Origin of the sequence: Curtobacterium sp. HSID17257, from assembly GCF_003989515.1 — a bacterium.
Classification (GTDB): domain Bacteria; phylum Actinomycetota; class Actinomycetes; order Actinomycetales; family Microbacteriaceae; genus Curtobacterium.
The window spans coordinates 1-7309 of record NZ_RBLU01000138.1; the positions used below are offsets into that span (position 1 = coordinate 1).

At 71.2% G+C, this 7309-nt stretch carries 10 protein-coding genes and 1 tRNA gene; 7 read left to right on the forward strand and 4 right to left on the reverse strand.

Features of this window, described 5'->3' with window-relative positions:
- The coding region (locus tag D8M35_RS14585) for an Rv3235 family protein (RefSeq protein WP_238638250.1) at positions 1–361 on the reverse strand (361 nt) is incomplete at its 3' end.
- Between the two features lie 109 nt (positions 362–470).
- Here D8M35_RS14585 and D8M35_RS14590 point away from each other — a divergent pair.
- Positions 471–1976, forward strand: a complete 1506-nt coding sequence (locus D8M35_RS14590) for a sensor histidine kinase (protein WP_126892493.1) — start codon at positions 471–473, stop codon at positions 1974–1976.
- Positions 1977–2156: 180 nt separating this feature from the next.
- Here D8M35_RS14590 and D8M35_RS14595 read toward each other — a convergent pair whose 3' ends face one another.
- Positions 2157–2405, reverse strand: coding sequence for a WhiB family transcriptional regulator (locus tag D8M35_RS14595; RefSeq protein ID WP_022904217.1), 249 nt, complete (start codon positions 2403–2405; stop codon positions 2157–2159).
- A gap of 258 nt (positions 2406–2663) precedes the next feature.
- Between D8M35_RS14595 and D8M35_RS14600 the strand changes: the two genes are divergently transcribed.
- Positions 2664–3101, forward strand: a complete 438-nt coding sequence (locus tag D8M35_RS14600) for a hypothetical protein (RefSeq protein WP_126892494.1) — start codon at positions 2664–2666, stop codon at positions 3099–3101.
- A gap of 83 nt (positions 3102–3184) precedes the next feature.
- On the opposite strand, the gene bcp is transcribed toward D8M35_RS14600, so the two are convergent.
- Entirely contained in the window at positions 3185–3655 is a 471-nt protein-coding gene (gene bcp, locus D8M35_RS14605; RefSeq protein WP_126892495.1) for a thioredoxin-dependent thiol peroxidase, read from the reverse strand.
- Positions 3656–3768: 113 nt separating this feature from the next.
- On the opposite strand from bcp, the gene D8M35_RS14610 reads away from it, so the two are divergent.
- Positions 3769–3844 (forward strand) — tRNA-Lys (locus D8M35_RS14610).
- Positions 3845–4024: 180 nt separating this feature from the next.
- Here the strand turns inward: D8M35_RS14610 and D8M35_RS14615 are convergent.
- The gene (locus tag D8M35_RS14615; protein WP_126892496.1) at positions 4025–4675 is read right to left on the reverse strand and encodes a YigZ family protein; all 651 of its coding nucleotides are present in this window, start codon (positions 4673–4675) and stop codon (positions 4025–4027) included.
- Positions 4676–4758: 83 nt separating this feature from the next.
- Here D8M35_RS14615 and D8M35_RS14620 point away from each other — a divergent pair, with 83 nt between their 5' ends.
- From D8M35_RS14620 to D8M35_RS14635, 4 genes are all read left to right on the forward strand, one after another.
- Positions 4759–5199 (forward strand): hypothetical protein, encoded by a 441-nt coding sequence (locus D8M35_RS14620; protein WP_126892497.1) that lies wholly within the window; start codon positions 4759–4761, stop codon positions 5197–5199.
- The gene (locus D8M35_RS14625; RefSeq protein WP_126892498.1) at positions 5196–5657 is read left to right on the forward strand and encodes an ImmA/IrrE family metallo-endopeptidase; all 462 of its coding nucleotides are present in this window, start codon (positions 5196–5198) and stop codon (positions 5655–5657) included. The genes D8M35_RS14620 and D8M35_RS14625 overlap by 4 nt, the downstream gene beginning before the upstream one ends.
- A complete protein-coding gene (locus tag D8M35_RS14630; protein WP_126892499.1) occupies positions 5654–6604 on the forward strand; it encodes a hypothetical protein in 951 nt (316 codons plus the stop codon). Before D8M35_RS14625 ends, D8M35_RS14630 begins: the two co-directional genes overlap by 4 nt.
- 223 nt (positions 6605–6827) lie before the next feature.
- Entirely contained in the window at positions 6828–7040 is a 213-nt protein-coding gene (locus tag D8M35_RS14635) for an SCO4848 family membrane protein (protein WP_126892500.1), read from the forward strand.
- The last annotated feature ends 269 nt before the right edge of the window (positions 7041–7309 follow it).

Below are 7309 nucleotides of genomic sequence, written 5' to 3' on the forward strand. Positions count from 1 at the left end.
TTTCGCACACCCGGACACTGCCGACCTGCAGGAGCGGACGTGCTCGGGGGCGTCGTCCGACCGACCGCGCGCGAGCCGCCACCGCAGCGCGTTGCAGGAGGTGCCGCTGCACGTCCTCGGTGATCCACCGTGCGATGCTGTCGACCTCACGCCCGCCGGTCAGGACCTCGACCACGCACAGCCCGAGCGCACGTGCGGTGTCGACGACGTCCGGTGTCGGCGGCGCGGCGGGATCGTCCGTGACCGCTGCCGCCGGCGCGGGCTCGTCGGTCGGTGCGACGCCCGTCACGGGGACGAGCGTCCTCGTGACCGGCTCCTCCTGCTCGTCGTCCGTGATCGGACGTGCTTCTCCTGCCGCCATGTCCCCTCCGGACCCGAGCGTACGGACGAATGGAACATCTGAAATGTTCATGGCTCGTGGTTGTGGAGGAGCGTCGTTCTCCACAGATCGGCGCACCTAGACTGGCCGGGTGTCGACCCTCAGTGACCTCGTCCTCGCGCAAGGCCGATCCTCGGAAGCGGACGTGGAGTGGCTCCACCTGCTCGTGGGGGACTGGCAGCTGCTCGCCGACCTCTCCTTCGCGGACATGGTCCTCTGGGTGCCGACGGCCGAGGACGGCTCGTTCGTCGCCGTCGCCCACGCACGGCCCAGCTCGGCGGCGACGCTGTTCTACCGCGACATCGTCGGGCAGGAGATGCGCGAGGAGTGGCGCGACCAGGTGACCCAGTGCTTCGCGAGCGCCACCGTCGTCGACTCGGCCGAGCCGGACTGGTACGAGGACACCCCGACCCGCGTCCGTGCGATCCCGGTGCTCCGTCGGCTGAACACGAACAGCACGGAGACGACCGACCGACCGATCGCCGTCGTCACCCGGCACTCGAACCAGGACGAGATGCGGACGCCGAGCCGCCAGGAGCTCAACTTCACCGCGAGTGCGAACGACCTGTTCGGCATGATCGCCACCGGGGACTTCCCGGACCTCGGGGCGCCGGCCGGCCCGCGGCGTGGGGCACCCCGTGCGAGCGACGGGCTGCTGCGCCTCGACACCAACGGGACCGTGACCTTCGCGAGCCCGAACGGCCTCAGCGCGTTCAACCGGATGGGCTTCGAGGGGGAGCTCGAGCGGAAGTCCCTCGCCGAGGTCACCACCGAGCTCATCGGCTCCAAGCTCGACGTCGACGAGTCCCTCCCGCTCGTCGTGACCGGACGTGCGCCGTGGCGTGCCGACGTCGAGTCGAAGGGTGTGACCGTGTCGCTCCGGTCGATCCCGCTGCGCGACCACGGTGAGCGCATCGGCGCGATCGTGCTCTGCCGCGACGTGACCGAGCTGCGCCACCAGGAGCGCGAGCTCATCACCAAGGACGCGACGATCCGCGAGATCCACCACCGCGTGAAGAACAACCTGCAGACGGTCGCGTCGCTGCTCCGGATCCAGGCCCGACGGACCCACTCCGACGAGGCCCGCACCTCGCTGCAGAACGCCATGCGCCGTGTCGCCGCGATCGCCGTCGTGCACGACACCCTGTCGACCGGTCTCAGCCAGAACGTCGACTTCGACGAGGTGTTCGACTCGGTGCTCAAGCTCGTCACCGAGGTCGCCGCGTCGCACAACACGACCGTCCGCCCGAAGAAGACCGGTGAGTTCGGCGTGCTGCCCTCCGAGGCTGCGACGCCCCTCGCCCTCGGGCTCACCGAGCTCGTCACGAACGCCGTCGAGCACGGTCTCGACGGACGTGACGGCGAGGTCGAGATCGTCGCGAACCGTGCTGACGACCACCTCGACATCCAGGTCCGCGACAACGGCGTCGGCCTGCCGGAGGGCAAGGTGGGGTCGGGGCTCGGCACGCAGATCGTCCGGACGCTGATCCAGGGCGAGCTCGGCGGGACGATCGACTGGCACACCCTCACCGGCAGCGGGACCGAGGTCACGATCACGATCCCGTTCCGCTGGCTGACCGCCGCCGGCGCCGCCTGACCCGACCCGGCGCGGCGAGCAGCGCCGCATCGAACCACGGATGCGACATCGAACCAGCCCCGCGCGCTGGTTCGATGTCGGATCGCTGGTTCGGAACCGGGCCCCGCGCCCGTCGCGCACACGACGACGCCCGCCGCTCCGCAGGGGAGCGACGGGCGTCGTGGTGTCAGGTGCGCTGGGTCAGGAGGCGCGGCGGGCGCGGGCGGCGCGACGCTTCAGCGCACGGCGCTCGTCCTCGCTGAGGCCGCCCCAGACGCCCGAGTCCTGGTTGTTCTCGAGGGCGTACTGCAGGCACATCTCGGTGACGGTGCAGCGAGCGCACACCGACTTCGCCTTCTCGATCTGGTCGACGGCCGGTCCGGTGTTCCCAACGGGGAAGAAGAGCTCGGGGTCCGCGGTGAGGCAGGCTGCCTGGTCACGCCAGTCCATGTGTGGTGCTCCTTGATGTCGATGCTCGAACGGCAGGCCGGGGCCGCGGCTCGGGGATCGGAACGCTGGCATGCACAGGGCACGAGGGGAACCTGTGGGGGAGGCTTCCGCTGGGAGCGAGTCTGACGCCCGCTGGACGCTCGGGGGAGAAGCGTCGAACCGCGGGAGACGCACACCACATCGTGCCGTCCAAACGACCTCGAATATCGTTCCATACTGGGATGACCAAATCAAGGGTCCCGATGCTGGAGGCTTGCTGTGCCCGACACCACCCCGACCGCTCCGGACCACGTCCCGGGTCGCCCGCCGGCCGTCACGACCCTGCTCGTCGTGGTGGGGCTCGAGGCACTCGCGCTCGTCGTCACGACCGTCGTCCTGCTCGTGGAGTCGATCGTCGCCCCGTCGTCGAGCATCGCGTCGGCGATCGCGCTCACGCTGCTCTGCGCCGTCGCCGCGCTCTGGCTGGTCTCGCTCGTCGTCGGCCTCCGCAACCGCCACGCCTGGGTGCGCGCCGGCATCCTCGTCTGGCAGGTGATGCAGGGCGCCCTGGCGATCGGCGCGTTCCAGGGCGTCTTCCGCGTCGCCTGGGTCGGCTGGGTCCTCCTGGTCCCGGCGCTGCTGGGGCTCACCCTGGTGCTCTCCCGCGCCGTGACCGGGTGGCTCGTCCCACGCGACGCACGCGACGACCGGCCGTGACCACGTGACCACGTGACGCCGTGACGGACGGGAGGGACGCTGCCAGCTGGCAGCGTCCCTCCCGTCCGTCGTGGGGCCGGGTCTCAGACCAGGCCGAGCTTCTTCCGCAGGCTCGCGACGTGCCCGGTCGCCTTGACGTTGTAGAGCGGCAGCTGCACGGCGCCGTCCTCGTCGACGACGATCGTCGACCGGATCGTGCCGGTGACGATCTTCCCGTAGTTGTTCTTCTCGCCCCAGGCGGCGTACGCCTGGTGCACGGTCAGGTCGGGGTCGCTGAGCAGCGGGAAGGTCAGTGCCTGCTCGTGCTGGAAGGTCTTGAGCTTCGCGGGCTCGTCCTTCGAGATGCCGAGGACCTCGTACCCGGCCGCCTGGAGCGACGACATGTTGTCGCGGAAGTCGCAGGCCTCGGTCGTGCAGCCCGGGGTCGACGCCGCGGGGTAGAAGTACACGATCACCTTGCGGCCGCGCAGGTCGGCGAGGCGGTGCTGCACGCCGTCCTGGTCCGGCAGGGTGAAGTCGGGGGCGGTGTCGCCGGCGGTGAGACGGTCCGTCATGGGGCTCCTGTTCGGTCGCGGTGCCCGGGTGGTCGTGAGCACGCGAAAGTCATGCTAATGTTGTTTCCCGTTGCAGCACGGAAGTGCGGGAGCGACAGACAACTGAACACCATGCGCCTCTAGCTCAATTGGCAGAGCAACTGACTCTTAATCAGTGGGTTCTCGGTTCAAGTCCGAGGGGGCGCACCAGCAAGGCCCGGTCGGATCACTCCGACCGGGCCTTCGTCGTTCCCCCGGAGCTGCCGATCGGCGCCGCTCGCGGGCGACACGCGCGGGGTGCCTTCGGAACGCAGATCCGTGCGACCTATCGCGGAGCCCGACCCGGACCCGTGCCGGACCCGTGCCCGGCCGCGATCGACCGTGGCGCCGTCAGCGGGTCGGCACGTCGACCACGCGCGTCCCGCCGACGACGGGCGTCAACCCGCCTCCCGACGCCGCTGCGAGGTCGGCCTGCAGGAGGTCGACGGCGTCCTGGGGGACCCAGAGCGTGAAGTCGACCGCGCTGCCGTAGGTCGGGTCGTCGAAGGTGGCTCCGTGCTGCTGCACCCACTGCCGCAGCACGTTGTCGATCCGGCCGGCGTCGGCGTGGGGCGCCGTGACCGCGACGCGGGTCAGTTCGACGCGGTGCACGAGGGCGACGCGGTCGAGGGTCTCGGACACCGAGGTCGAGTACGCGCGGACCAGTCCGCCCGCCCCCAGCTTCACGCCACCGAAGTACCGGGTCACCACGGCGACCACGTCGGTCAGGTCGCGACGGCGGAGGACCTCGAGCATCGGGACACCGGCGGTGCCGGACGGCTCCCCGTCGTCGGAGGAACGCGCCTGGTCGCCGAGGACCCCGGTGACCATGGCGGAGCAGTTGTGCCGCGCGTCCCAGTACCGACGCCGGACGTCGGCGATGACACGGTCCGCGTCCTCGACCCCGGTCACGGGGACGATCGTGGTGAGGAACCGCGACCTGGTGACGACGATCTCGTGCTCGACGGTGCCGGCGACGGTCGACGGGAAGTGGCGAGGCACGTCGTCGAGGGTAGCCGCGTGTCGTCGGTGCCCCGCGCTACCATGGCCTGCACAGCCGGCGACTGGGGAGGAGTCCGATCGACATGACGACCGCGGATCCCAAGGGTGGCGCGCTCGACGCAGCCGAGCTCGCCCGTCGGCTCAACCTGCTGCTCGACTTCGAGGAGTCGCAGCGCGGCGCTCCCGTGCCGTTCGCGGCGATCGAGGAGTACGTCGCGGCACAGGGTGGTTCGCTCTCCCGCGCCAAGTGGACGTACATGCTGTCCGGCGACGGCCGCCGCAACCGGGACACCGACCTCCTGCGCCTGCTCGCCGGGTTCTTCGAGGTCGACGAGCGCTTCCTGCTCGAGGACAGCGCCGTCCCCGAGCGCATCGGCGCGCAGATCGAGCTCGTGCGCGCACTCCGGTCGGCCCGGGTGAGCGGGTTCGCCGCCCGCACGTTCCCGGGGGAGCTCTCACCCGAGGCCCTGCGGCGCATCGCCCGGGTGCTCGAGGAGGAATCGGCACGAGGGGGTGCGGCGTGACGGACGCCTCGGTCGAGGCCTTCTGGACCCGTGGCGCGGCCGAGGGCTGGTCGGACATCGACCAGGCCGTCGCCGCTGCCGCTGACCACGTCGGCAAGCCGGTCGTCGTGCGCGAGGAGTCGTTCCTCAGCGCGGAGCCGGTCTGCGGCTTCGTGGCGACCCTCGAGCACCAGCACCTCGTGATGATCTCGCCGACGACCTCGGCGACCTTCCGCTCGTTCGTCATCGGGCACGAGCTCGGGCACGTGCTGCACCGGCACTCGGAGCACGCGGCCCAGTCGGCGTACGTGCGCGACGTGATCCCGGACGTCCCCGAGTACAAGGTCGAGCGTGCCCTCGCCCGTGGGCTGTTCTCGAACGCCTACGAGCACGAGGCCGAGCTCTTCGCCGACCGCCTCGCCGCCCTGATCCGGTCGAACCGGGGCCGTCCGAGCGCCTTCCGCGGGGTCTTCGGGTGATCGTCTCCGTCGCGATGGCGGTGGTCCTCGTCGTCGGGACGGTGGTGCTCTTCCGCCTGCAGCGCGGCCAGGACCGCACGCTCGCGGTGACGTTCCTGCTCTTCACCGCGACGATCGTCGCGAACGTCGACCCGCTGTACCGCTGGCTCGACCCGATCGTCGGCGGCCGCAACGTGGTCACGGTCGTCAGCGACTGCCTGATGGTCGCCGGGACGAGCACGCTCCTGTGGGGGGTCGCGAAGGCCGTCGGCGCCGCGTGGCGGTGGCTGCGGACGGCGATCATCGTCGCGTTCGTCGTCGTCGTGGTGGTGGTCGTGGCGGCGTTCCTCGCGCTCGACCGGCCGCCGACCACGACGACGTTCATGCTCGTCGCGGGGGACCAACCTGCGGCGGCCGTGTACTCGATCGCGCAGACCACGTACCTGGGCACCGCGGTCGGTGCCACGGGCGTGATCTGCCTGATGCGTCTGCGCGAGGCCCGGACCGCCGCGGACCTCGTCGGCCTGTGGGTGATCGTGCTCGGCGGGGTCCTCGGTGTCGTGCGGATGGTGGTCGTCGCCGTCATGGACGTCGCGCACGTCGTGGGGCGCCTCGACGTCACCCGTGCGCTCACGCCGCCCTACGACGTCACCACGCCCGGTGCGGTGCTGTGCATGGCGTCGGGGATGCTGTTGCTCGTCGTCGGTCACCAGCTCGCCCGTCGGCGTCGCGCCCGCCGCATCGACGCCGCACTGGCCGCCCTTGAGCCGTTGCACGACCGCATCGGTACCGACAACGCGTACCCGGCTACCGAGGACACCGCGACGCGGCTCAGCCGGACCATCGTCGAGATCAACGACGGCGCCCGACGCTCGCGCCGACCCCTGGAAGCCGACGAGCGGGTCGTCCTCGCCGAGGCGGAGTCGGCGCTCGACGAGGTGCTCGACGCTCCCCGCGACACCGTCTGAGCCAGCTCGTCTGCATCGGTCCGGTCACGTTCCCGAGCAGCGCTCGACGATTCGGCGCGCGGCCGTGTAGGGTCTGTAGCACGTGCTACACGACGGGGCTCCTCGTCGTCCGGCACACCGGGGAGGTCTCGGCCGCGTTGGGGGCGGCCGAGCACCCCCGGGCTCTCGCTCCGGCAGCGCTCGGGTCAGGGGCCGGTCCGTCCTCGCTGGCTAGGATCGTCGCGTGACCGTCTTCGCCGCCATCGTCCTGTTCGTCGCCGCCGTGTTCAACGTCGTGACCTGGCCGCGCTTCTTCCAGCGGGTCGCGAAGGACGGCCGTGCGCGCGACGCAGCCGGGAAGCCGACGACGTTCTACACCGTGCACCTGGTGCTGCTGCTCATCGCGTTCGCGATCGCCCTCGCGGCCGTGGTGGCGGGGGTCCTGCTGCTGCTCTGACGCGGTCCTCGGGACCACCTGACGGACGGGAGGCGCGGTGCCGGCTGGTACCGCGCCTCCCGTCCGTCCGTCCTCACCCCGCGGTCGACCGGCGCGCCGACGGGACGCCGGTGTGTGCGCGGGACGCCGCCGTGCCGGCGAGACGCCGCCCTGCCTGCGAGACGCCGGTGTGTGTGCTGAACGCCGCCCTGCCTGCGAGACGCCTTCGGATCCGGCGTCGTCTCCCGGCGGACGCGGCGTCTCGCACCGACGCCGGCGTCTCGCCGCCG